Origin of the sequence: Idiomarina sp. H2, assembly GCF_004364275.1 — a bacterium.
Taxonomy (GTDB): domain Bacteria; phylum Pseudomonadota; class Gammaproteobacteria; order Enterobacterales; family Alteromonadaceae; genus Idiomarina; species Idiomarina loihiensis.
This window is the reverse complement of the sequence record NZ_SNZY01000006.1, coordinates 83,584-108,126: the sequence shown is the minus strand read 5'-3', so window position 1 is coordinate 108,126 and position 24,543 is coordinate 83,584. Positions and strand designations below refer to the sequence as shown.

13 protein-coding genes are annotated in these 24,543 nt (G+C 47.9%); 9 read left to right on the top strand and 4 right to left on the bottom strand.

Features of this window, described 5'->3' with window-relative positions:
• Window positions 1–208: 208 nt before the first annotated feature.
• The 4 genes from DET62_RS09495 to DET62_RS09480 all read left to right on the top strand — a co-directional run bounded on the left by DET62_RS09495 (window position 209) and on the right by DET62_RS09480 (window position 11,589).
• The gene (locus DET62_RS09495) at window positions 209–3,430 is read left to right on the top strand and encodes a TonB-dependent receptor (protein ID WP_110013719.1); all 3,222 of its coding nucleotides are present in this window, start codon (window positions 209–211) and stop codon (window positions 3,428–3,430) included.
• Between the two features lie 142 nt (window positions 3,431–3,572).
• Window positions 3,573–6,707 (top strand): TonB-dependent receptor, encoded by a 3,135-nt coding sequence (locus DET62_RS09490; RefSeq protein ID WP_110013718.1) that lies wholly within the window; start codon window positions 3,573–3,575, stop codon window positions 6,705–6,707.
• 153 nt (window positions 6,708–6,860) lie between these two features.
• Window positions 6,861–10,013 (top strand): TonB-dependent receptor, encoded by a 3,153-nt coding sequence (locus tag DET62_RS09485; RefSeq protein ID WP_110013717.1) that lies wholly within the window; start codon window positions 6,861–6,863, stop codon window positions 10,011–10,013.
• A 187-nt stretch (window positions 10,014–10,200) separates the two neighbouring features.
• Entirely contained in the window at window positions 10,201–11,589 is a 1,389-nt protein-coding gene (locus tag DET62_RS09480; RefSeq protein ID WP_110013716.1) for a Na+/H+ antiporter NhaC family protein, read from the top strand.
• On the opposite strand, the gene tadA is transcribed toward DET62_RS09480, so the two are convergent.
• Complete coding sequence (gene tadA, locus DET62_RS09475) at window positions 11,582–12,049, bottom strand: tRNA adenosine(34) deaminase TadA (RefSeq protein ID WP_110013715.1); 468 nt, start codon at window positions 12,047–12,049, stop codon at window positions 11,582–11,584. The genes DET62_RS09480 and tadA overlap by 8 nt on opposite strands.
• A 69-nt stretch (window positions 12,050–12,118) precedes the next feature.
• Between tadA and DET62_RS09470 the strand changes: the two genes are divergently transcribed.
• From DET62_RS09470 to DET62_RS09460, 3 genes are all read left to right on the top strand, one after another.
• Window positions 12,119–13,402, top strand: coding sequence for an amidohydrolase (locus tag DET62_RS09470; RefSeq protein WP_110013714.1), 1,284 nt, complete (start codon window positions 12,119–12,121; stop codon window positions 13,400–13,402).
• Between the two features lies 1 nt (window position 13,403).
• On the top strand, window positions 13,404–14,771 hold the full coding sequence (gene mltF, locus DET62_RS09465; RefSeq protein WP_110013713.1) for a membrane-bound lytic murein transglycosylase MltF: 1,368 nt from the start codon (window positions 13,404–13,406) through the stop codon (window positions 14,769–14,771).
• A 254-nt stretch (window positions 14,772–15,025) separates the two neighbouring features.
• Window positions 15,026–17,590, top strand: a complete 2,565-nt coding sequence (locus DET62_RS09460; protein WP_110013712.1) for a zinc-dependent metalloprotease family protein — start codon at window positions 15,026–15,028, stop codon at window positions 17,588–17,590.
• A 293-nt stretch (window positions 17,591–17,883) separates the two neighbouring features.
• Here DET62_RS09460 and DET62_RS09455 read toward each other — a convergent pair whose 3' ends face one another.
• Window positions 17,884–18,381, bottom strand: coding sequence for a transcriptional activator RfaH (locus tag DET62_RS09455; protein ID WP_110013711.1), 498 nt, complete (start codon window positions 18,379–18,381; stop codon window positions 17,884–17,886).
• Between the two features lie 148 nt (window positions 18,382–18,529).
• On the opposite strand from DET62_RS09455, the gene DET62_RS14455 reads away from it, so the two are divergent.
• Together DET62_RS14455 and purL are read left to right on the top strand one after the other, a co-directional pair.
• Complete coding sequence (locus DET62_RS14455; RefSeq protein WP_166635829.1) at window positions 18,530–18,667, top strand: hypothetical protein; 138 nt, start codon at window positions 18,530–18,532, stop codon at window positions 18,665–18,667.
• Between the two features lie 297 nt (window positions 18,668–18,964).
• A complete protein-coding gene (gene purL, locus DET62_RS09450; protein ID WP_110013710.1) occupies window positions 18,965–22,852 on the top strand; it encodes a phosphoribosylformylglycinamidine synthase in 3,888 nt (1,295 codons plus the stop codon).
• 102 nt (window positions 22,853–22,954) lie between these two features.
• On the opposite strand, the gene DET62_RS09445 is transcribed toward purL, so the two are convergent.
• Together DET62_RS09445 and DET62_RS09435 are read right to left on the bottom strand one after the other, a co-directional pair.
• Window positions 22,955–23,236, bottom strand: a complete 282-nt coding sequence (locus DET62_RS09445) for an addiction module antidote protein (protein ID WP_110013709.1) — start codon at window positions 23,234–23,236, stop codon at window positions 22,955–22,957.
• Between the two features lie 460 nt (window positions 23,237–23,696).
• On the bottom strand, window positions 23,697–24,476 hold the full coding sequence (locus DET62_RS09435) for a 3',5'-cyclic-nucleotide phosphodiesterase (RefSeq protein WP_110013708.1): 780 nt from the start codon (window positions 24,474–24,476) through the stop codon (window positions 23,697–23,699).
• Window positions 24,477–24,543 lie beyond the last annotated feature (67 nt).

Below are 24,543 nucleotides of genomic sequence, written 5' to 3'. Positions count from 1 at the left end.
AGGCTATCAGCTTCCCGGTAATGAATCAGCTGCTATGTCGTGGCTCGTCATCCAATATCAGGCGAACACTCCTTTTTCCTCTTCTGCGTTCGCAAAAAAGTTCCATCGCTTCATACATTTTAACTGAGTTGTCGCATTTCTTCTTTATCTCGTTTCGTCCATTTAAATACTTTCTTTTTATTGTTGCTAAAAAACTAGGAAATAACTCATGAGATTGAACTCCAAGGTGAGTCGCATTTCTGCAGCTATTGCTTTAGCTGTGGGAATTTCGACAAGCGCTTTTGCTCAAGAAACATCATCGTCTATGCGCGGTGTTATCACTGGCCCACAGGGTAACCCTGCAGCAAACACAAAAATTATTATTATTCACCAGCCGACAGGTACAGTGAATGAGTTTACAACAAACGAAGACGGTACTTTCATAGCGAAAGGCCTGCGTGTTGGCGGACCATACCAGGTCATTCTGGATTCTGAGCAATACCGTGATGCGGTTCTTGAAGATGTTTATTTAAACCTTGGTGACACTTACCGTTTAACACGTCAGCTTGAATCAGCTGATATGGAACGTCTGGTGGTAACTGGTTCAGCAATCTTGATGGAAAGCGGTGGGGCTAGCAGTAGCTTCGGCGAAGACACTATCAATAACATGCCTAGTTTGAACCGGGATTTAAAAGACGTTGCTCGTATTAACCCTTTAGTGACTATTAATGGCGCTGGTGAGATGACGATTGCTGGTGGCGATCCTCGTATGAACAGCATCACGGTAGATGGGATTGGCCAGAACGATGACTTTGGTTTGAATTACGGTGGCTATCCCACAGAACAACCTCCTGTCTCTTTGGGTGCTATAGAACAAATCTCAGTTGACGCTGCACCGTTCTCTGTTAAAAAAGGTGACTTTTCTGGTGGTACAATTAATGCCGTTACTAAATCGGGTACTAATGAGTTTAAAGGTGAAGTTTTTTACGAATACACAAACCCCGATTTAAAAGGTGACGTTGATGTTATTCGTGAAAACTATCGTCAGACTGACGAGAACGGCTACCGTACCTATCGAGAAGAAAGTGTTGAATCGAATGATACGATTTCAACCTTTGGCTTATCTTTGGGTGGCCCAATTATTAAAGATCAACTGTTCTTCTTTACGAATTACGAAGAATGGACAAACGAAGTTGACCTTGATTACGGGTTTGAAAACAGTGGCGCCACTAATGAGTTTTATATCACTGAGGCCGAATTTAATGAGTTCATGAGTGTTCTCGACAATTACGGTTTAAGCGATTCGCTTGGTGGTGATCCTGAAAGTAAAGATCGCAAGTGGCTGACGAAGCTCAGTTGGAATATTAATAATAACCATCGTTTCGATGTCACCTATCAGTGGCAGGACAATGCTGATGAGCGTGAGTTTGCTACCGGCGGTACGACGATTCCTTTGAGTTCTCGTCGTTATACCTACCATACTCGCATGAACAACGTCAGCGCACGTTTGTACAGTGACTGGTCCGCAAATTTCATTACGGAAATTGGCATCACATATAAAGATGTTGAAGCGAACTCGTTGACCAACTCGACTCTGGGTGCCATTGAAGTCGATCTTGAAGAGCGCGGTCCGACATTTGAACTTGGGCGTGATCGTTATCGCCATGCGAATGTCGCAAAAAATGACAACCTAACCTTTAATTTCGATGCAACTTATTTGTATGGAGAGCACGAAATTGTATTTGGCGCGCAAGTTGAAGAGCTGACTTTATATAATAAGTTTGTTCCCGACTCACTAGGTTACTGGAAGTTTGATTCTCTTGAAGATTTTGCCGCAGGCATCGTAGGTATTGACGACGATGGAAACCGCAATTTCGCTTACCAGAATGCGTACACTAATAATCCAGAAGATGCAGCGTATGAAGTTGATAGAACAACCTATGCACTTTATGTTGGTGACACATTTTACGTTACACCAAACCTGGAAGTGAATGGCGGCCTGCGCTACGAGCGTTTGAGCTCGAGTGATAAGCCAACTCTGAATGAGAACTTTGAGCAGGCTTACGCAGAGCAAGGTATAACAAACCAAGAAAATCTTGATGGCCTGGACATTATTTTGCCTCGTGTCGGCTTTAAGTACTTCACAGATAGCAGCTTAGTGGTTCGTGGCGGCATTGGTCGTTTCTATGGTGGCGTGCCAAATGTTTGGTATACCAATCCATTTACAAAGGATGGCGTGACCTTGGTGTCTGCACCGACGAGTGTTATCAATAACTATTTCGATGGTCGTACGAATGTGGACTTTACTCAAGTTCCGGATGAGATTCTGAACTCTATGGAACAAGGTAATGGCAGTACCAACTATACGGATCCAAATTTTGAGTTACCCAGTGATTGGCGTGCTCAATTAGCGTTCGACTATGAGTTGGATATTCCGTACTTAGGTGACATGTTTACTGCCACAACGTCATTTATGTACAAACGTGTGGAAGATCAGCCTGTTTGGTATAATACCGCTATAGAAGAAGTGGGTTATGCCGCTGATGGCGAGCGTATTATTTATGAGTCGCGCTATGATGGTGACCGAGCTCAGAATTACGATATTATGCTGACGAATTCACCTGATGACGGTCGTGCATTTATTTTCTCACAGTCTTTAGCTAAGCAATGGAATAACGGTTTAAGCTTCACTGCTAGCTACACGTATCAGGATGTTGAAGACAATGGCGCGGGTTCATCGTCTCAGGCGGCTAGTAATTATAAGCACTACGTTGCTAAAAGCCGTAATCAGGCATTTTCTGCAACAGGCAACTTTGAAGTTGAACACAGTGTGAAAATTACTTTGGGCTACAAGCAAGAGTTTTTTGCCGACTACGAAACGCGCTTTAACCTGTTCTTTGAACGTCGTTCGGGTCGCCCATTTAGTTATATTATGGGTATGTACCAAGACGGGGACTTTGGTGATAGTGCCTTCGAAAATATGTATACGCAATCGGCCTATCTGCCATATATTCCAGCGAATGGTGAAGATCCAAACGTTGATTGGGATAACTCAATTAGCTGGGATGAAATTAAAATGTTGCTGGATAACGCTGGTATCTCATACGGTGGTGACGAGGGCTATATTCTGGACCGCAATACTCACAACCAACCGTGGGTAACGGATATTGACTTAAGCATCCAGCAGGAAATTCCAGGCTTTATGGATGGTCATAAAGGAATTCTATACTTAACGATTGATAACTTCGCTAATCTGCTGAACAGTGACTGGGGTGTTGAGCGTTACCTGACTTACCCACAAGTTGCTTTGTATGACTTTGGTGGTTTAAGTGATGATGGCAAGTACCAGATTGACTCAGTTTTTAATGGGTACTATCCGAATAATTACAGCTCAGTCGATATGAGCAGCTCTTCGTGGAGCGCTAAGCTAGGTGTTCGCTATACCTTCTAAAGAAAAAACAAGCTAAAACCAATAAAAGCCTCACAATTTTGTGGGGCTTTTTTTTTGAAGCGCGTTCACTAAATTGTCATAAATAAGCTTTACCCTCTTCCTCGCATAAATACCCAAAACCAAAATCGGGAAGAACAAAACTATGTTTAACTCTACTTTCAAGCGTACAGCTGTTGCAGCTGCTATTGCTTTTGGCCTTAGCGGTGCGGCCATTGCACAAGATACTTCATCAGTTGTTCGCGGTAACGTTGTTACTGAGTCTGGTGAAGTTGCTGCAAACGCACGCGTTGAAATTATTCACATTCCAACCGGAACTCGTTCCGTTGCTACAACCAACGAGTCTGGTGCATTTTCTAACTCTGGCTTACGTGTTGGTGGTCCTTACATCATCGTTATCGAAAGCAGTGAAGGCAAAAAAGTTTACGAAGATGTTTATCTTTCTTTAGGTGAACCTTACCGCATTAATGCTCAATTAGAATCTAGTGACATTGAACGTCTTCAAGTTACGGGATCTGCAATTATTGGTGGCGCAAACAGCGGTAGCAGCAGTTATTTCGGTGAAGATGATATTGCGAATTCACCGACCTTTAACCGTGACCTTAAAGAAGTTGCACGTATGAATCCATACGTTAACTTGCTGTCGGGGTCTGAGTCTCCATTAAGCATTGGTGGTGCGAACCCGCGTTATAACAGCATTGCTATTGATGGCGTTGGCGTAAATGATGATTTTGGTTTGAACGGCAATGGATATCCAACCCAGCGTTCTCCAATTTCTTTGGACGCAGTTGAACAAATAGCTGTTGATGTTGCACCTTTTGACGCGGCAGAAGGTGGTTTTTCAGGTGGTCGCATCAACGCAGTTACTAAGTCTGGTACAAACGAATTTCACGGTTCATTGACGTATGAGCGCATGAGTGACGCGTGGGCAGGTGATCCTAAAAACCCTGATGGCGAAGAAGTTCCACTAGACTTTGAACGTGACACTTACAGCTTGGCTCTGGGTGGTCCAATTATCAAAGATGAGTTGTTCTTCTTTGTTAACTACGAAAACTCTAAAGAGCCAGCTCAAATTGAATTTGGCCCAGCCGGCGCGGGCGCGGCAAACGACAGCCGGGTGACTCAGGACGAGTATGAGCGTGTGAAAGAAATTGCGAGTTCACAGTATGGCATTGATATCGGTAACTGGGACTCTGTTAAAGATACTGAAAACGACAACTTGCTAGTAAAATTGGACTGGAACGTTAGCAATGAGCATCGTTTAGCTCTTACTTATAATCGTACCGAAGGTAATAACTTACGTAATGTCAGCAGCAGCGAGTCTTCGTTAAACCTTGATACCAATTGGTATGACTACCAGCAAAACATGGAGTTGTACCGCTTAACCATGTTTTCTGACTGGAGCGCAGATTTATCAAGCGAACTTTACGTTAGTCATAAAGCGGTTGAATCTATTTCAGGTTTAGTGACTAAAGACTTTGGCGATGTTAGCGTTCGCACTGAAAACGGCACCTTAAACTTTGGGCCTGACTCAAACCGTCACGCTAACCAGCTTGAAAACGACAACTTGAAAATTGGTGCGAAATTCAATTACTTAATTGGTGACCACGAAATTGAATTTGGTGGTGAATACGATAAAGTTGACGTATTCAACATCTTCGTTCGTAACTCTTTAGGTTCGTGGACTTTCGAATCGATTGATGACTTTGAAAATGGTACGGCTGATACATTCACTTACGAAAATGCCTATACCAATAACGCAAATGATGCTGCGGCAGATTTTAGTATTGGTCAGTTAAACCTGTATGTGCAGGATAACTGGTATCTGAACGATACTATGGAGTTGGGTTTTGGTATACGTTATGAGCGTTATAGCTCTAGCGACAAACCAACCTTGAACGAAAACTTTGTCGAGCGCTATGGTTATAGCAACCAGGAAAACCTGGATGGTATCGATATTATCCTTCCTCGTGTCGATTTCAAATGGTTTGCTACAGATGACGTTGTTATTCGTGCCGGAGCTGGCCGTTTCTCAGGTGGACGTCCTAATGTATGGATTTCAAACTCATTTTCAAACGATGGTTATACCCTGGTTCAGTTTGACCGGGATGCAGTTGCCGAAAGCGACTATCTGACTAACCAGGACGTTAGCCAGGTTCCTCAATCGGTGCTTGATAGCATGGTTGCCGGTGATGGTGACACCAACAGCATCGACCCTAACTATGAGATCCCATCTGACTGGGTTGCTCGCTTAGGGGTTGACTATCGCTTTGATATTCCGGGTCTTGGTAACGATTTCAACATGACTGCGGAAGTTATGCGCAAATGGATGACGAATAACAGTCAGTGGAAAGATATCTCACGCTGTGTTGCAGGTGAAACGGCTGCCGGAGTTAACATTTATGAGCCATGTGATCCGACAGCTCCTTCAGGTCACTATGATTTAATGCTGACTAATGAAGATAAAAATGGTAAGGCGGTAATCTTCACTGCGTCTTTAGCAAAAGACTGGGATAATGGTTTCAGTGCTTTTGCAGCATACACGCACCAGGATATTGAAGAAGGAAACCCTGGAACTTCTTCAACCGCAACCTCCAACTACCAGTACAACATTGTTCGTGACCGTAATCAGGAGTTAATTGGTACAGCAGATTACCAAATAGAACACAGCATTAAATTGGCTTTAGGTTACAGCACTGAGTTCTTCGATGGATATGCATCTAAATTCAATTTATTCTTCGAACGTCGCTCAGGTACTGCCTATAGTTCTGTGTTAGGTCTGTACAATGACGGTGACTTTGGCGACCAGCAGTACTTCCAAAGAGGAAGTGCTTACTTACCATACATTCCTAATGGTGCAGATGATCCAAATATCAGTCCTGAAAGCACTATCTCATATGAAGATATGATGGCTAACTTTGAGGCAGCAGGATTGACTCAGTACGCTGGTGGATTTGCACCGAAAGGTACAGGTCGCTCACCTTGGGTTACCAACATGGACTTCCAGTTCCAGCAAGAAGTTCCTGGTTTCATGGAAGGCCATAAAGGCATGTTTTACATTACTGTTAACAACCTGCTGAATTTAATTGATAGTTCGAAAGGTAAGACTTTACGTCAGCAATACACAAACCAGGCGGTAGTCGACTTCGGTGGCCTGGATAGCGAAGGTCGTTACATTTATGAACCGGTATTCGGTGGATTCGAAGACTCTAACTGGAGCATCTTCGAAGCTGAAGAGTCTACCTGGCGCGTAAAACTGGGTGTTAAGTACAGTTTTTAATTGAGATTTAAGCGCCAAAAGCGCTAAGTAGTAAGATAAAAGCCGTGCCTTGAGCGCGGCTTTTTTTTATACAAAATTCACAAAACTGTCATAAATAAGCTATACCCTTATTTGCAGTTAAAACCAAAAAAACAGAACCGGGAAGAACACACTATGTTTAATGCCACTTTCAAGCGTACAGCTGTTGCAGCTGCTATTGCTATGGGTCTTAGCGGTACCGTTATGGCTCAGGAAACTTCGTCCAGCCTGCGTGGTGTTGTTACCACAGAGTCCGGACAGGTTGTTTCAAATGCTACTGTTCAAATTCGTAATGATCGCACCGGAAGCGTGAAAACTTTGCGATCTAACGAGCAGGGGACATTCTCTTCACGCGGCTTGCCGGTTGGTGGTCCATACACCATCGTAGTAGAAGGTCCAAACGGCCGCACTCAGGTTGTTGAAGATGTTTACCTGACCTTAGGTGACTCTCAAAATGTTAATATCACGCTTCAGTCTCAGGAAGAGATGGAACGCTTAAGTGTTACTGGCTCTATGACCAGCAACGCGTTGTATGGTAGTAACAGTCCGGCGGCAAACTTTAATCTTCAGGATTTAGAAAACGCTCCGGCAAGTGATCGCGACTTACGTGATGTTGTGGCGATAGACCCACGCATTTATATCAATGAAACAAATTCTGGCGCTATTCAGTGTGGTGGTGCTAACCCACGCTTTAATAGCCTGACCGTTGATGGTGTTCGTATGAACGACAACTTCGGTCTGAACAGCAGTGGTTATCCAACGGAACGCATGCCATTTTCTTACGACGCCATTGAACAGGTTGCGGTAGAATTTGCGCCATTTGATGTTCAGTACGGTGGTTTCACTGCCTGTAATATTAACGCGGTTACTAAAACCGGCGACAACGAAATGTTCGGTGGTGTGTTTTATGACTACACCAACGATTCTTTGCAAGGCGACAAGCTGGAAGGCGACAGTATTAATGTCGGCGACTTCAGTGAAAAACGTTATGGTTTCAACCTTGGCGGCGCGTTTATTGAAGACAAGTTATTCTTCTTTACTGCCTATGAAAAACTGGAAGGTTCTGACACTTTTGACCGTGGTCCTGAAGGCTCCGGTTCGGCGACAGAAGTTGTTGGCGTAAGCCAGGCGGACGTTGACCGTATCGCTGATATTGCACAGAATATCTACGGTTATGACCCAGGCGGCTTCCCTGCGAGCCTACCAGTAGAAGATGAAAAATTCTTAGCGAAATTGGACTGGTATATTAATGATGCTCACCGTGCGTCATTAACTTACAACTATAACGACGGTTACTCTATTGCGGAGTCTGATGGTGATGCGGACGAGCTGGAGTTTTCTAACCACTTCTACGAGCGAGGTTCTAAATTTACCTCTTATGTTGGTGAGTTGTATTCTGACTGGAGTGATAACTTCTCGACTGAGGCGCGTATTGGTTACTCTGAGTTAGATGCTCGTGTTAACCCATTGGGCGGCACAGACTTTGGTGAAGTGCAGATTGGCGTTAATGACGCAACGGTATACTTAGGTGCGGATGACTCTCGTCACGCGAACAAGCTGAAGTACGATACGACTTTTTTCAAATTAAAAGGTACTTACTTAACGGGTGATCACGTTATTTCTGCCGGTATTGAGCGCGAAGAATATGACGTATTTAACCTGTTTGTTCAGGAAGCTGAAGGTGAGTACCGTTTCGGCTCTATTGACGATTTTGAGGCTGGTACGCCGAGTACTGTGATTTACGAAAGCGCTGCAGGAACTAACAACCCGCAAGACGCTGCTGCGGAATTTGCTTATGCCGTAAATACTGCTTACGTTCAGGATGAATATTACTACGCGCCAATGGATATTACCTTCACTTACGGCTTACGTTATGACTGGTATACCAGTGATGACTTGCCGGTGAATAACCCATTGAACCAGGAACTATACGGTTTCTCTAACCAACAAAACATGGACGGCCAGGATTTATTGCAACCACGTTTTGGTTTCAACTGGTTTGTTAACCCGGATTTAGAAGTTCGCGGTGGTGTTGGCTTGTATTCCGGCGGTAATCCGAACGTATGGATTTCTAATAACTACTCAAATAACGGTGTAACTCAGTACGAGGCTTCTCGTAGCTTTGCGGACGAGCCGTTATTTAATGTGCCTCACACTGGCGAAGGTCGTCCAATTTTTGATGTTCCGCAGGAACTTTATGACGAAGTCGCAAATGCCAGTGGTCAGGGCCCAATCAATACTATGGACCCTAACTTTGAATTACCAAAAGAGTGGAAGTACGCCTTAGGTGCAACTTACACCTTGCCGGATAATTACATTCTAATGGCTGATTTCTTATACACTGATAAGAAAGACGCTGCGGTTATTTATAACATGGGTCTTGAGCAGGTTGGTACCGCACCAGACGGACGTCCAATTTTTGAAGAGTTGTCGACTGACGGACGCGATCAGGGCGATGACTTCCTGCTGACGAATGTGGATGGTGACTCGGGCTCACAGACGACTATTTCACTGGCGTTGAATAAGACGCACGACTTTGGTCTGGACTGGACCTTTGGTTATGCATACAACAAAGCGGAAGACGTTAACCCAATGACCAGTTCGGTGTCGTTCTCTAACTACACAAACCTGGCAACAGCTAACGCTCAGAACCCGGGCGTTGCAACCTCTAACTACGAAATACCGCACCGCTTTACCTTTAAAGCGAACTACACTAAAGAGTTCTTCGACGGTTATGCAACGGTTGTGACGCTGTTTGGTACACGCAATAAAGGTCGTCCGTTCTCTTACACAATGAGTGATGGTCCTTTTGGTGACATCGCCTACCAGGGACGTAGCTTGCTTTACGTGCCAACGGGTCTGGATGATCCAAACTTTGCCGTCGGTACGGATCGTGACGGTAACCCATTTGAAACCGGTGCTTTCTTCGATTTTCTTGAAGAGTCGGGGTTGAGCAAGTACGCGGGCGGCATAGCACCACGTAACGAGTTCAACAGTAAATGGTGGACTAAAGTGGACTTGCGTGTTGAGCAGGAACTGCCAGGCTTCATGGACGGACACAAAGCGTCTGCGTTCTTCGTTATTGAAAACTTAGGCAATATGCTGAATGACGACTGGGGCGTGCTGTATGAAGCTCGATTCCCACGCGCCATCAATATCGCTGACGTTGAAATTAATGATGCGGGGCAGTACCAGTTCAACAATTTCCGCGATGTATCAAACGTCCAGTCACGCCAGGGTGAACCTTCACTGTGGTCTGTGCGCATAGGCGTAGAATACAAGTTCTAACAGAAGTAACCTGGCGTTTACGTCAGGAACGATATCCCACCTGACATAAATGTCAGGCTACGGGTGGCATTTCAGATTACGGAATGTCAGGTTACGAGTTAGTGTTACGAATAAACCGCCGTTGGTATTGCCCGCGGCGGTTTATTGTTTTAACCTCCCAGTATCAGACACTTATAAATGCACTCTAATGGAACTGAGCTGGACCAGTCTTTTACCTTCCTTATTGGCAATTGTCTTTGCCATAGTTACCCGAAAAGTTCTGTTGGCGCTTATTGGCGGTATTATTCTGGCCAATATTCTGCTGTTCTGGCCTGCCCCTGAAAATATTGCCTACGGCACTTTAAACAGCACCTGGGATACCCTTATTGACCCCAGTAATATGCTGGTCTGGTTTTTTACTCTGGGTATTGGTGCGTTGTTCGGTGTGCTGGAAAACGGTGGCACGTTTAAAGAATTTGTACTCAAGCTGGAAAAGAAACAATGGATAGAAAGTAAACGCCGGGCCCGGTTAATGACCTGGATTTTAGGCGTTGTGGTTTTTATTGAGTCGAATGTCACTATTATGATTTCCGGCACTACGTCGCGGCCTATTTATGACCGCCTGGGTATTGCCCGCGAAAAGCTCGCCTATATTGTGGATTCTACCTGTGCTGCCATTTGTATTTTAATTCCGCTGAATGCCTGGGGGGCGTTTAATTTAACGCTCATTACGAATCAGGGTGTTGAGCAACCGCTGCTGGTGTTCATTCAGTCTATTGCCTTTAACTTCTATGCCATTTTTGCGGTGCTGCTGGCGCTGTTTGTGGCGTTGTTTGACTGGAATATTGGGCCCATGAAAGCCTTTGAAGAAAATGCAGTGCCTGATCAAGTCTCAAAAAACACCTGGGGTGATGGCCCCGATGAGGAAGCTCGCTTCGGTAAAGGTACAGCGGTGGTTATGACCAGCTTGATTTCGCTGGTGGTGATGGTGCCGGTTATGCTGCTGGTTACCGGGAATGGCGTATTGGTTGACGGCAACGGCACTTTAAGTGTGTTTGTCGCTATTTATGTGGCGCTGGGGATTGCCGTAGCCGGTACGCTGATGACACAACAGGTTGGTCTAGTCGATGTTGGCAAGTACCTGCTCAAAGGAGCCTGGAACATTCTGCCTCTGGCGGTCATTTTGTGGCTGTCTATTGCCCTTGGCGGCTTAACCCGTGATTTAGGTACGGGCGAATTCTTAGCGGCGGCGCTGGATGGTTCGGTGGCATTGTGGATGCTGCTGCCGCTGATATTTGTGCTCTCCGCTATTACCGGGTTTTCTATTGGTTCCAGTTGGGGCACTTTTGCCATTATGCTGCCGCTGGCGATACCGCTGGCAATGACTTTAGGACTACCACCCGCTCCATTTATTGCGGCGGCTATTTCCGGTGGCATATTTGGCGACCATGCGTCACCGATATCCGATACCACCATTATTGCTTCTATGGCGTCGGGCGTGGAGCACATTGACCATGTGCGGACACAGTTGCCCTATGCGTTAGTAGCGGGGCTGGCAGCAACAGTGGCTTACGCTATAACGGGGATGCTTATTTAGGCGTTGCAGATTTGCGGCGGGCGCGGAAAAAACGGCGTAAAATATCGCCGCATTCTTCTGCAAGTACGCCACTATGTACTTCAACTTTGTGGTTCATAGAGGCGTGGTTAATAACCTCAATGGCGGTTCCGGTGGCTCCGGTACGTGGGTCGGTTGCACCGAACACCAGCCGTTTTACCCGGGCATGAGTGATTAAACCGGCACACATGGCACAGGGTTCGAGGGTGACGTACAGGGTGGCGTTGACCAACCGATAATTATCGATGGTCTGGCCGGCAGAGCGGATGGCTTGCGCCTCGGCATGGGCGGACGGGTCGGACAAAGAAATCACCTGATTGTAACCTTCGCCAACAATTTTATCGTCCATGACCAACACCGCGCCAACGGGCACTTCGTCTGCGTTTTGCGCTTGTTCAGCAAGTTCTAAGGCTCGCTGCATGTAGATTTCATCGGTTGTCATGAGGGCGATTTTAGCGCAGGATATTACCCAGTACCAGAACAACAATCCGCACTTATGCAGGAGAGAACAATGAAAAAGCTCGTTATTAGCTTAATGCTGGCCAGTAGCTTTGGTTTCAGCGCTCAGGCCGCGGCGCAGCAGTCGCCGGTCAAAGTCAGCAGTGACTTAGAAGCCCAGGTTATTGAATGGCGTCGCCATATTCATGCGAATCCGGAACTGAGTAACCGTGAGTTTGAAACCGCAAAAATGGTAGCTGAACATTTGCGCTCTCTGGGCATGGAAGTGGAAACCGGTGTCGCGCATACCGGCGTTGTGGGCATGCTAAAAGGCGGTAAGCCGGGGCCAACAATTGCCTTGCGTGCGGATATGGACGCGCTGCCAGTGGTGGAGCAAACCGATGTGCCGTTTAAGTCGACGGTAAAATCAGAGTATCGCGGTAAAGAAGTGGGTGTAATGCATGCCTGCGGACACGACACTCACGTGGCGATGTTAATGGGTGCGGCGGAAAAGCTCGCTGAAATGAAAGATGAACTGGCCGGTAACGTCATGTTTATCTTCCAGCCTGCAGAAGAAGGCGCGCCTGAAGGTGAAGAGGGCGGCGCTGCATTAATGTTAGAAGAAGGCTTATTTGCCGACAACAAGCCGGAAAAAGTCTTTGGTATTCATGTGTGGGCGGGCTTTCCTACCGGGCACGTTGGCTATCGTAAAGGGCCGCTAATGGCGTCTTCCGATCAGTTCGAAATTAAAGTAAAGGGTAAGCAGGCGCACGGTTCTACGCCATGGGCGGGTGTTGACCCTATTGTGACCTCAGCACAAATTATTAATAACGCACAGACTATTATCAGTCGCCAGACCAACATCACCAAAGCGCCGGCGGTGTTGTCCTTTGGTATTGTTGAAGGAGGCGTGCGTAATAACATCATTCCTGATGAAGTTACGTTGATTGGTACTATTCGCAACTTCGATATGGACATTCGTTCGGATATTCACGCTAAACTGAAGCATATTGCGGAGAAAACGGCCGAGGCGAACGGCGCGGAAGCCCACGTGCATGTGAACTTAGGCTATCCGGTAACCAGTAACGATGCGGATTTAATTGACGAAATGCTACCGGTTACAAGAGCCGTGGCTGGTGCTGACAAAGTGCAGGAAGTGCCGTTAGTGACCGGAGCTGAAGATTTTTCTTACTACGCACTGGAAGTACCGGGAATGTTTGTGTTTTTAGGGGTTACCCCACCGGAGCGCGATATGTCAGAAGAACCGAGTAACCACTCGCCGCACTTCTATGCCGACGAAGACGCACTGAAAACCGGTACTGAACTCTATGTGAACTGGGCTCTGGAATCTCTCTAATATGCCGAAGTCTGCAGTATCGCTGTTTGCTATTTTACTGCTGGCCGCTAGTGTAATAACGGCCTGCAGTCCTCAAACCCGCCCCGATGCCATGTCCGTAGTTCAGGAACGTCAGGTATTGCGGGTGGGAACTTTGATAAACCCAACCAGTTATTATTTTGACCATGACCGTGAGCAGGGCTTCGAGTACGACCTGGCGAAACGTTTTGCTGATCGCTTAGGCGTGGAGCTGGAAATGGTGCCGCGCTTTGACGTGAATGATTTGTTTACCATGTTGCGCCGCGGCGAGATTGATATTGTTGCAGCGGGGCTGGACCGGACCTCGACGCGCGCTCAGCTGTTCCGCTTTAGTCCGCCTTACGACATTATTAGCCAGAAAGTAGTTTTTAAACAGGGCTCGCGGCAGCGCCCGCGGGACTTGCAGCAAATTACCGATGGCGAAATTGTGGTGGTGGAAGGCAGCTCTCACCATGAGTTTTTGAAAAGCCTGGGCGACAGTATTCCGACATTAAAATGGCGCGCGACTCGTGATCATGATGCGGTTGAATTGCTGCAAATGGTGATTAATGATGAGATTGATTACACCATTACCGACAGTACCGCGTTAGATATTCAACGGCGGTTTCATCCTGATTTAAGTGTGGCTTTTACGGTCAAACATGACCAGGATATTGCCTGGGCTTTACCTCAGGGTACGGATGATTCTTTATTTTCTGCGGTTATTGAGTATTTTGGCGAAATTCGCTCCAGCGGCCGCTTGGCGCATATTAAAGAGCAGCACTTTGGTCACGTAAAACAGTTTAATTATGTGACCACCAGTTTATTTATTGAAGCCGTAGAGCGTGTTCTGCCGCTTTATATTGAGACTTTTAAGGAGCACTCGGGGTCGCTTGACTGGCGTTTACTGGCGGCTATTTCGTATCAGGAATCGCTGTGGAACCCGCGGGCGGTGTCTCCGACCGGGGTGCGCGGCATGATGATGCTGACTCTGCCGACAGCCAAAGCTATGGGAGTTAAGAGCCGCTTGAATGCTGAGCAAAGTATTCGTGGCGGTGCGCGTTATCTGGAGCGTATGCTGAATCGGGTACCGGCAAGAATTCCGCAGCCGGACAGAACCTGGTTTGCATTAGCTGCGTATAATATAGGGTTCGGTCATTTAGAAGACGCGCGAATTTTAACTGAGCACCAGGGCGGGAACCCTGATCGCTGGGTGGATGTGAAAAAGCGTTTGCCACTTTTGCGGCAAAAGCAATTTTACCGTCATACTCGCTACGGTTTCGCGCGAGGCGATGAACCCGTGACCTACGTAGGAAACATTCGCCGTTTTTACGACACATTAAAGTATTTAGACGAGCAAGGACGGCTGTAACCAGCCCATGACGTAGCCTGACATTCATGTCAGGTGGGATGCCGGTTCCTGACGTAAACGTCAGGCTACAAACGACGATGATGCGGCTGGCTGTAGCCTGACATTCATGTCAGGTGTGATGCCGATTCGTGACGTAAACGTCAGGTTATGAACGACGATAATGAGCTGGGTGTAGCCTGACATTCATGTCAGGTGGGATGCCGATTCCTGACGTAAACGTCAGGCTACGTGAACCACAAAATTAGGTGTTTAATATGAAAAAGATAGCCGCTGCAGTATTGCTTAGCCTGGCGCCAGTAATAGCCTTTGCTCAAAGCCTGGGTGATAAAATTGAGTTGTCGGTACAAGGCAGGCTTATCGAAGCAACTCTGGCTGAGCGGCTGTCATCAGAAAACAGCTATCGCCTTACTTTTGAAGACCGTTATGGTGACGCTCAGCACTTAGGTTTTTTGCACAAGCGGGGCGATAACCAACTTATTTCAATAACCCACCCTGATGTTGGTGAAGTGGAAATTCGTCGCATAGACGGCGAGACCTATATTCATCAAAGAAACCGTGCACCATCAGAGCCGTTAAAACCTAAGCGCCGGCCCGAACCTGTGCAGCTGGAAAAGCAATTTCAGGTGGCTCCGCGCAAAGCGGCGTTGATGAAAGCCAACAACGCTCAAATAACCTCGTTGGTAACTCAGTTCGATAACAACATTGATGTGTTGTTTTTGTACGACGAACGCTTATTGGGTTATGCCGAAGACAACAACGAGGATTTAGCTTTACGTATTGAAGCAGCAGTAACCACAAGTAACGCAATTTTTGAACGCTCACAATTACCGGTTGAAATGTCGGTTGCCGGCGTGGACTTCTTTAACCCTGAATCGACCACGAACTTCCCGACAGAAGACCCTAATGCGATTGTCGATGAACTGGTGGATGATCAGCGGGTTCGTCGGTTAATGGATCGCTATCAGGCCGATGTGGTTCATTTCATTGGTGCTGAAAACTCGGAAGTCTGTGGTTTAGCCTTTGTTGCAACCGATTTTAATGTCAGCGACAACCTAGTGAACAGGGTTAGTGGCGCTGCAGGCGCAGGTTATACGGCATTGTCCTGCACGGGCTCGGGAACCGTTGCCCATGAGGTTGGGCACAACTTCGGGCTCAATCATGACCGCTACACATTAGCCGATAACGCAAGTGGCGGTGGTGGTGATCAGGAGGATTACCACATCCCTTATGGTTTTATTGAAGATAATGGGCGTTTTTACACGACAATGTCTTACGGTGGTGTCTGCCGAAGCGAATTTGGTAGCGGTGCGGAGTGCCGGGATGAGGCCGTATATTCCAGCCCCGACATAGTAGATAGTGATTCAGGACTGCCAATGGGTAAAGCGGCTTCCGAAATTGATGCGGCAGACGCCAGTACCGCGACTCAGCGTAGCACTGTAGTCTGGGCTAATAACGCGTCACGTACTAATGTGAATGCCATGGCAGCCAGCCGCACCGGTAACTCGGAGTTAACTTTAAGCTGGCCGGCGGTTGCCAATGCCGACCGTTATGCGTTAGCTGGTGGTCGCTGTGAGCAATATGAATCAGCCAGTCGTGAAACACTTTTAAATTTGCAAAGTTTTAGTGTGAATTCGATTGCGTTAGGCGGAATACCTAATGGTTCGACGGATATCTGCGTTATTGCGATAGAGGAGTTAACCAATGGTGCCGCACGCTGGCGTTTTGTCAGTAACGCCAGTTTTAGTGGCGATTTCTCAAACTCAGGTGCCAGTTATTTGTTACTTGATAGCAACGTTATGAGTTTGGTTAAAGCTGGTGATCAGGCTAGTTTTAACATTGAGTTATCTGATGCTGATACCAGTAACGAGTCGCTGCAGGTGGCTATTCCGACAACTGCCAGCGGCACTTCGGTGAGTCAGGGCGTGGGTATAGCAACTGCGGAACAATGGTTTGACTGGATAGTTACCGGTAGTGGCAGTACTCGTATGATGACGGTAACTTTAAAAACCGATATTGACGAGATTGCGGGGAATCTGGATAAGGACAATATCTATAATCCGTTTCATTGGCGTCTAAAAGTGGTAAACACCAACTTCAATGATTTCGATGTTTCCAGTGGGCTTTGGAATGACCCTTCCGATATGGTTGGCTCGCAGCCGCGGGCTTTTTTAAGTTCGGGCGATACAGTTGGTGAACTGGAAGACCTGGATGCGCAACTGAGCCTGTTTAATGTCAGTAATGATGTGGTTGTTTCGGTGGTGAACTTAGACGACGATCTGATAAGTAACTTTAGCTTTAACGAGGTGAGCGGGGCGGTTGATGGTGAGCGACGCTTCGCTATAGACGGGGTTGCCGGTATTGTTGATTCTGAGCAGACGGGAATACTGAGAGTCGATTTCAGTGACGGCAGTGACAGCCTGAGAGTTGCGTTGACGGTTGAGCCCAGAGCTATTGCGCCGACAATAACTGGCTTCACGGCTAGTGGCACCACAGAAGGGCAGACGGTTCGCTTGGCGGCAATAGTGAGCGATGCCGACTTGAATCTTGCTCCCGCTAGCTTACGGTTGTTCCGGGTATTGGAAAGTGGTGAAGAGGAAGTAACTGATTTTAGCTTCAATGATGGTGTATTCAATGCTTCATTAGGGCAACTTGCTGCAGGAAGTTATCAGTACCGGTTAAGCGTAAGCGACACTGAAGGTAATACCGATTCAGCGACAACTCGTTTTACCGTTGCCGCCGCTGACTCCGGCAGTAGCGGCGGTCATGGCGGCTGGCTGGTCGTGCTGGTCGCCCTGGCTTTAGGTCTGCGCCGACGCTGATCACGTAGCCTGACATTCATGTCAGGTGAGATGCCGTTCCTGACGTAAACGTCAGGCTACAAACGACGATAATGAGCTGGCTGTAGCCTGACACTCATGTCAGGTGCGATGCTGGTTCCTGACGTAAACGTCAGGCTACAAACGACGATGATGACGCTGGATGTAGCCTGACATTCATGTCAGGTGAGATGCCGTTCCTGACGTAAACGTCAGGCTACAAACGACGATAATGAGCTGGCTGTAGCCTGACATTCATGTCAGGTGAGATGCCGGTTCCTGACGTAAACGTCAGGCTACTGAAATTGCAGCTCTTTATAACTGAAATTGGCTTTGACTTCTTTTTGCATCCATTCCAGCATAACGAAGCAGCGCGATTCACCGTCCAGTTTAACAATTTTTGCGAGGAACCCACGGAATGGGCCTTGCTGAATTTCAACTGTGTCGCCTACTTGAGGTGCCTGTTCATCGGTTAGTTGATCAACCCCGCGCATTTGATCAATCCAGCTTTGTGGAACTTTAGGAATGTTGTCGCCAAAACGCAAAACACCCGCTACACCATAAGTGCTGCGTAGTTTGTAGAACTGCTCAATAATATTATCGGGTTTAACAAAGACATAGCCGGGAAACATACGCTCAACCACTGAAGTACGCACACCCCGTCGAACTTTTTTTACGGTTAACTCGGGCGCAAAAACGCCAAACCCCTGATTTTCCAGATTCAATATGGCGCGTTCTTCCTGCTTAGGCTTGGTTCTTACTATGTACCAAACGTCCGATTCGAGTTCATTCATAACAGGTCCTTTTGTGCGTCGGCGGCCGATTTTTCCATATTAACCCGAGTTACGCAAATTCGCCTTATGCGCCCAAAAATTCGTTGCAAAAAACTGTGGTGGCACGGTAAGCTGATAATGTTCTTCAACGCAATAAAGGCTAAAGTCTATGCGAGCCAGCCGTCTCAGACGCGAAAATAACTCACGCCGTCGCGCCGTTATCCGTAAACGTAAACAACGTATTATTGAGCGCCGCGAAAAGTGGTTCCGTATAGTCAACCGCGAAGGCACCCCGAAAATCGAGTAGCCTGCCCCATCAAGCATCGTAGCCTGACGTTTACGTCAGGGCCGGTATTGCACCTGACATGAATGTCAGGCTACGTAGATCCGGTTCGATATCGCACCTGATATGAATGTCAGGCTACGTAGATCCGGTTCGGTATTGCACCTGACATGAATGTCAGGCTACGTAGATCGGGTTCGATATTGTACCTGACATGAATGTCAGGCTACGTAGATCGGGGTTCGATATTGTACCTGACATGAATGTCAGGCTACTGTATAATCTGCCAGCAAAAATCGCCCAGCTTTGGAGACCTTGCTTGTGGAAATCTACCGCGCTGCACCTGCCTTATCAGCCTTCAAAACAACGAAGCAACTTGAACAACTGAAACAGGCAGGAATTCCTGTCAATGAGCTATATGCTGAGTACCAACATTTTGTTGACTTGCATAACGAACTTAGCGACGAACACCGTTCCGTATTAGTGCAGCTACTGAAGTATGGCCCGGAAATGCCGGCGCATGAACCGCAAGGTGCCATGGTACTGGTAACTCCTCGTATTGGTACTATCTCCCCCTGGGCGTCCAAAGCCACCGATATTGCCCATAATTGTGGTTTAAAAAACATTCACCGGGTTGAACGCGGCGTGGCCTATTACCTGCAGGGTGACTTGTCGGCAGAGGAGCTGAAACGCGCGGCGGCATTGTTGCATGATCGTATGACCGAAAGTGTCTTGTACGATATGAACGACGCCCAGCAGCTGTTCCGTTCACAGGAACCACAACCCTTGTCGTCGGTGGATATTCTGGCCGGCGGTCGCGAAGCACTGGCGCAGGCCAATGTAAGCTTAGGTTTGGCTTTGGCGGATGACGAAATTGATTATCTGGTAGAGAACTTCCGCAAACTGGACCGCAACCCTAACGATATTGAGCTTTATATGTTTGCCCAGGCAAACTCTGAGCACTGTCGCCACAAGATTTTTAACGCCGACTGGACCATAGACGGTGTGGAGCAGCCCAAATCGCTGTTCAAAATGATTAAAAACACCTTTGAAACCACCCCGGATTACGTGCTTTCTGCCTACAAAGATAATGCGGCGGTTATGGAAGGCCACGAAGCCGGGCGTTTCTACCCGCAGCCGGACAGTATGAGTTATGGCTACAGCCATGAGCCGGTGCATATTCTGATGAAGGTGGAAACCCATAACCACCCAACGGCTATTTCGCCTTATCCGGGGGCGGCTACCGGCTCCGGTGGTGAAATTCGCGACGAAGGCGCAACCGGTGTGGGCTCTAAGCCCAAAGCTGGCCTGGTCGGCTTTAGTGTTTCTAACCTAAACATTCCGGGTTTTAAGCAGCCCTGGGAAGAGAATTACGGTAAGCCAGCGCGTATTGTTTCGGCGCTGGATATTATGCTGGAAGGCCCATTAGGTGGTGCTGCGTTTAATAACGAATTTGGCCGTCCGGCGCTAACCGGTTACTTCCGTACCTACGAGCAAACAGTAGACAGCCACAATGGCCGTGAAACCCGCGGTTACCATAAGCCTATTATGATTGCCGGTGGTTTGGGCAACATTCGTGAAGCCCATGTGCAAAAAGGTGACATTCCGGTTGGCGCTAAGCTCGTTGTGTTAGGTGGCCCGGCAATGAACATTGGCTTGGGTGGCGGCGCGGCATCTTCAATGGCATCGGGCGAGTCGACCGAAGATTTAGATTTTGCTTCCGTGCAGCGTGAAAACCCGGAAATGGAACGCCGTTGTCAGGAAGTGATTGACCGTTGCTGGCAGTTAGGTGCCGATAACCCCATTGCCTTTATTCATGACGTTGGCGCGGGTGGTTTATCGAATGCCATGCCGGAGCTGGTGAGTGACGGTGGGCGCGGTGGTCGCTTTGAACTGCGCGAGATACCCAACGACGAGCCAGGCATGACGCCGCTGGAAATTTGGTGTAACGAGTCACAAGAGCGCTATGTTATTGCCATAGCACCGGAAAACCTGGCGCGCTTTGAAGCCTTGTGTGAACGCGAACGTGCAGAATACGCGGTTATTGGTGAAGCGACCGAAGAGTTGAACATTTTACTGAACGACGCCAAGTTTTCGAATCAACCTATTGATTTATCTCTGGATATTTTATTAGGCAAGCCGCCGAAGATGCACCGTGACGTGGCCCGTTTGCAGGCCGAAGGTACGCCATTGCATCTGGAGGCGGCTGACTTGAATGATGCTGCTGACCGTTTATTGCGTTTACCGGCCATTGCTGAAAAAACCTTCTTAATTACCATTGGTGACCGCAGTGTCACCGGCCTGGTGGCGCGTGACCAGATGGTGGGTCCGTGGCAGATCCCGGTTGCAGACGTTGCGGTAACCGCGGCCAGCTATGACAGCTACCACGGCGAAGCCATGGCGATGGGCGAGCGCACACCGCTGGCATTACTGAATTTTGGTGCTTCGGCGCGCATGGCGGTGGCGGAGTCTTTGACCAATATTGCCGCTGCTGACATAGGTGACTTAAAACGCATTAAATTGTCCGCTAACTGGATGTCTGCAGCCGGGCATCCGGGTGAAGACGCGGGTTTGTACGAAGCGGTAAAAGCCGTGGGTGAAGAGCTGTGTCCTGAGCTCGGCATTACTATTCCGGTGGGCAAAGACTCCATGTCGATGAAGACCCAGTGGCAGGAAGACGGCGAAGACAAAGCGGTGACCGCGCCAATGAGTCTGGTGATTACCGCCTTTGGTCGGGTTAATGACATTCGCGCGACTTTAACGCCACAACTGCGTACCGATAAAGGCCAGTCGCACCTTGTACTGATTGATTTAGGTAAAGGCCAGAATCGTTTAGGCGGTTCTGCACTGGCGCAGGTGTATCAGCAACTTGGGCAGCATACGCCGGATTTAGACGACACTGAAGCTTTTAAAGCCTTCTTTAATACCACGCAGCAGTTGGTCACTGAAGGACGTTTACTGGCTTATCATGACCGTTCGGATGGTGGCTTATTTACCACCGTAGCCGAAATGGCGTTTGCCGGAAACTGTGGTGCCAAAGTGGCACTGGACGAGTTAGGCGAAGACAATTTAGCCGCGCTGTTTAACGAAGAGCTGGGTGCAGTTATTCAGGTTAGTGACGAGCAGTATCAGAAAGTTATGGATGCTTATAAAGCGGCTGGTTTGGGCGACTGTGTTAAACGCATTGGTGAGCCGACGCATGAAGATGCCATTGTCTTTACCCGCGACGGGCACAATGTATTAGCGCAGAGTCGCACGCACTGGCGTACGGTGTGGGCGGAGACTACGCACCACATGCAGCGTCTGCGTGACAACCCGGTGTGTGCGGACGAAGAATTCCGTCTGAAACAGCGTGCCGATAATCCGGGCTTGCAGGCTGACTTAACTTTTGACCCGGCAGAAGATGTCGCGGCGCCTTATATTGCCAAAGGTGTGGCTCCGAAAGTCGCGATTCTGCGTGAGCAGGGTGTGAACTCGCACTACGAAATGGCGGCGGCGTTTGACCGCGCTGGTTTTGAAGCCGTGGATGTTCACATGAGCGATATTCTGGCGGGGCGTGTGTCGTTAGACGACATGCAGGCACTAGCCGCTTGTGGCGGCTTCTCTTATGGTGACGTTTTAGGAGCCGGTGAGGGCTGGGCGAAATCGATTTTATTTAACGACCGGGCTCGTGAGCAGTTTGAAGCCTTCTTTAAGCGTAACGATACGCTGGCACTGGGTGTGTGTAATGGTTGTCAGATGTTATCCACACTGAAGCAGTTAATTCCGGGTACTGAACACTGGCCGCGTTTTGTGACTAACCGCAGTGAGCGTTTTGAAGCGCGTTTTAGTTTGGTGGAAGTGCAGAAGTCTCAGTCGGTCTTCTTAGGCGATTTGGCCGGATCGCGGATGCCAATTGCGGTGTCTCATGGTGAGGGCAGAGCTGAGTTTGCGAATGCTCAGCAACAGTCACAGTTAGAGCAAAATGGTCAGGTCGCGTTGCGTTATATTGATAACTGGGGCGAAGTGGCCGAGCAGTATCCGGCGAACCCGAATGGTTCACCCAAAGGCATTACCGCGGTGACCAGTGACGATGGCCGGGTAACGGCAATGATGCCACACCCCGAACGTGTATTCCGTACCGTAGCCAACAGCTGGCACCCGGACGAGTGGGGCGAAGACAGCCCATGGATGCGCATGTTCCGCAACGCCCGCAAGCACATCGGGTAACGAGGCGTGTAGCCTGACGTTTACGTCAGGAACGACATCTCACCTGACATGAATGTCAGGCTACGAAGCTGGATCCCCCGGACAGGTAGCCTGACGTTTACGTCAGGTACTTGCTGTTATTTTTATGCCTAGTGCTTTAGTAACAGCCAGTACACTTTTAAGTGTAGGGTTGCCTTTTTCACTGAATGAACGGTATAGCTGTTCTCTGGATAGCCCAGTTTTTTGGGCTAATTCTGTCATACCTTTTGTTCTTGCCGCTATGCCAATAGCATTGGCAATGTAGCCTGCGTCTTCCGTTTCCAAAGCATCGGCAACGAATGCCGCTACAGACTCGGCGTCGTCCAAATAAGAGGCCGCATCAAATCTTCTGAAAGTCGTTGCCATTGTTGTTGCTCCAATATTCGTAAAGTAAGTGTGCTTTTTTAATGTCCCTGCTTTGGCTTTTTTTATCGCCTCCGGCGAGTAACAAAATGAGCACCCCCCTGATCTTCATAAAAATAAACTCGGTAGCCGGAACCAAAATGCATTCGTAATTCGCTTAGCCCATGACCAATAGGCTTTACGTCACAGGAGCTTCCTTCTATTAACCGGTTAATATGTGAAATAATTCGGCCTTTGATTGCTTGATCTTTTATGCTTGATAACCATTGCCGAAATTTATTAGATTCATATACTGATAAGCTCATTGTAGTTTTTAAATTACACCTTAGCAAATAAGATAGATAAATTAGCAGAAGCAGAGAATGCTGGTATGTAAGCGGAGGAGTTTCGTAGCCTGACGTTTACGTCAGGAACGGCACCTCACCTGACATGAATGTCAGGCTACGAAATCAAAACTATCAGGCTATAAGACTACTGTATTTTTATGCGGTGGGTTGGCTTGTAAGGTTTTCCGCAAAGCACTTTCGTAGCTGGGTTTTAAGTGGGTAACCCAAAGCTCAGCGGGTTGCTGTTTCAGGCTACTCAAGGCGCTTTGCAGCAAGCCCGGGGTCATGTGTTTGGTTTTCTCTGCTACGTGCAATAATTCATCGGGAAAAGCGCATTCCAGCATTAAGGTGTCAATGTGGCCTAAGCGGTTTAGCTGTTTGGTCAACTGCTTGCCCGCAATGGTATCGGCGGCAAAAACAAAGTGTCTGCCCTGACTTTTTACGCTGTAGCCGACAGTTGGCACACTGTGCTCTACGGCAAAGGCGGTTATCTCTGAGCTTTGCGCCGCAGCGTTTTTAGTCCAATTGCTTTCAATTGTAATGCTCTGGTCTGGCTGAATTTCTTCAAACCTTACTATAGCGTCAGGGCCTTCTGTCATACTGCCGAGCTCAGGCCAGATATCGCCGTTAAAAATATTATTTTCCAGCTTTTCCAGCGTATGAGCCTGTGCGTAAACCGTAACGGGTAAGTGTTCACTTCCGTATTGATTACTTAAAAACGTGGGGAGAGCTGCAATATGGTCCATATGCGAGTGGGTGAGAAACACATGCCTGACCTGATGCATTTGCGCCAGGCTGAGTTGATTCAGACCAGTGCCGGCATCAATCAGAATGTTATGATTAATCTGAATGCAGGTAGAGCCGCCTTTATTGTCGCCGGCAAGGCCACCGCTGCATCCAGGCACTTGAATATTCACAATTTGTTCCCATCTTGGTTTACACTGTAGTGACAGATTATCACATTAATACAGCCGAGGAGGCTAC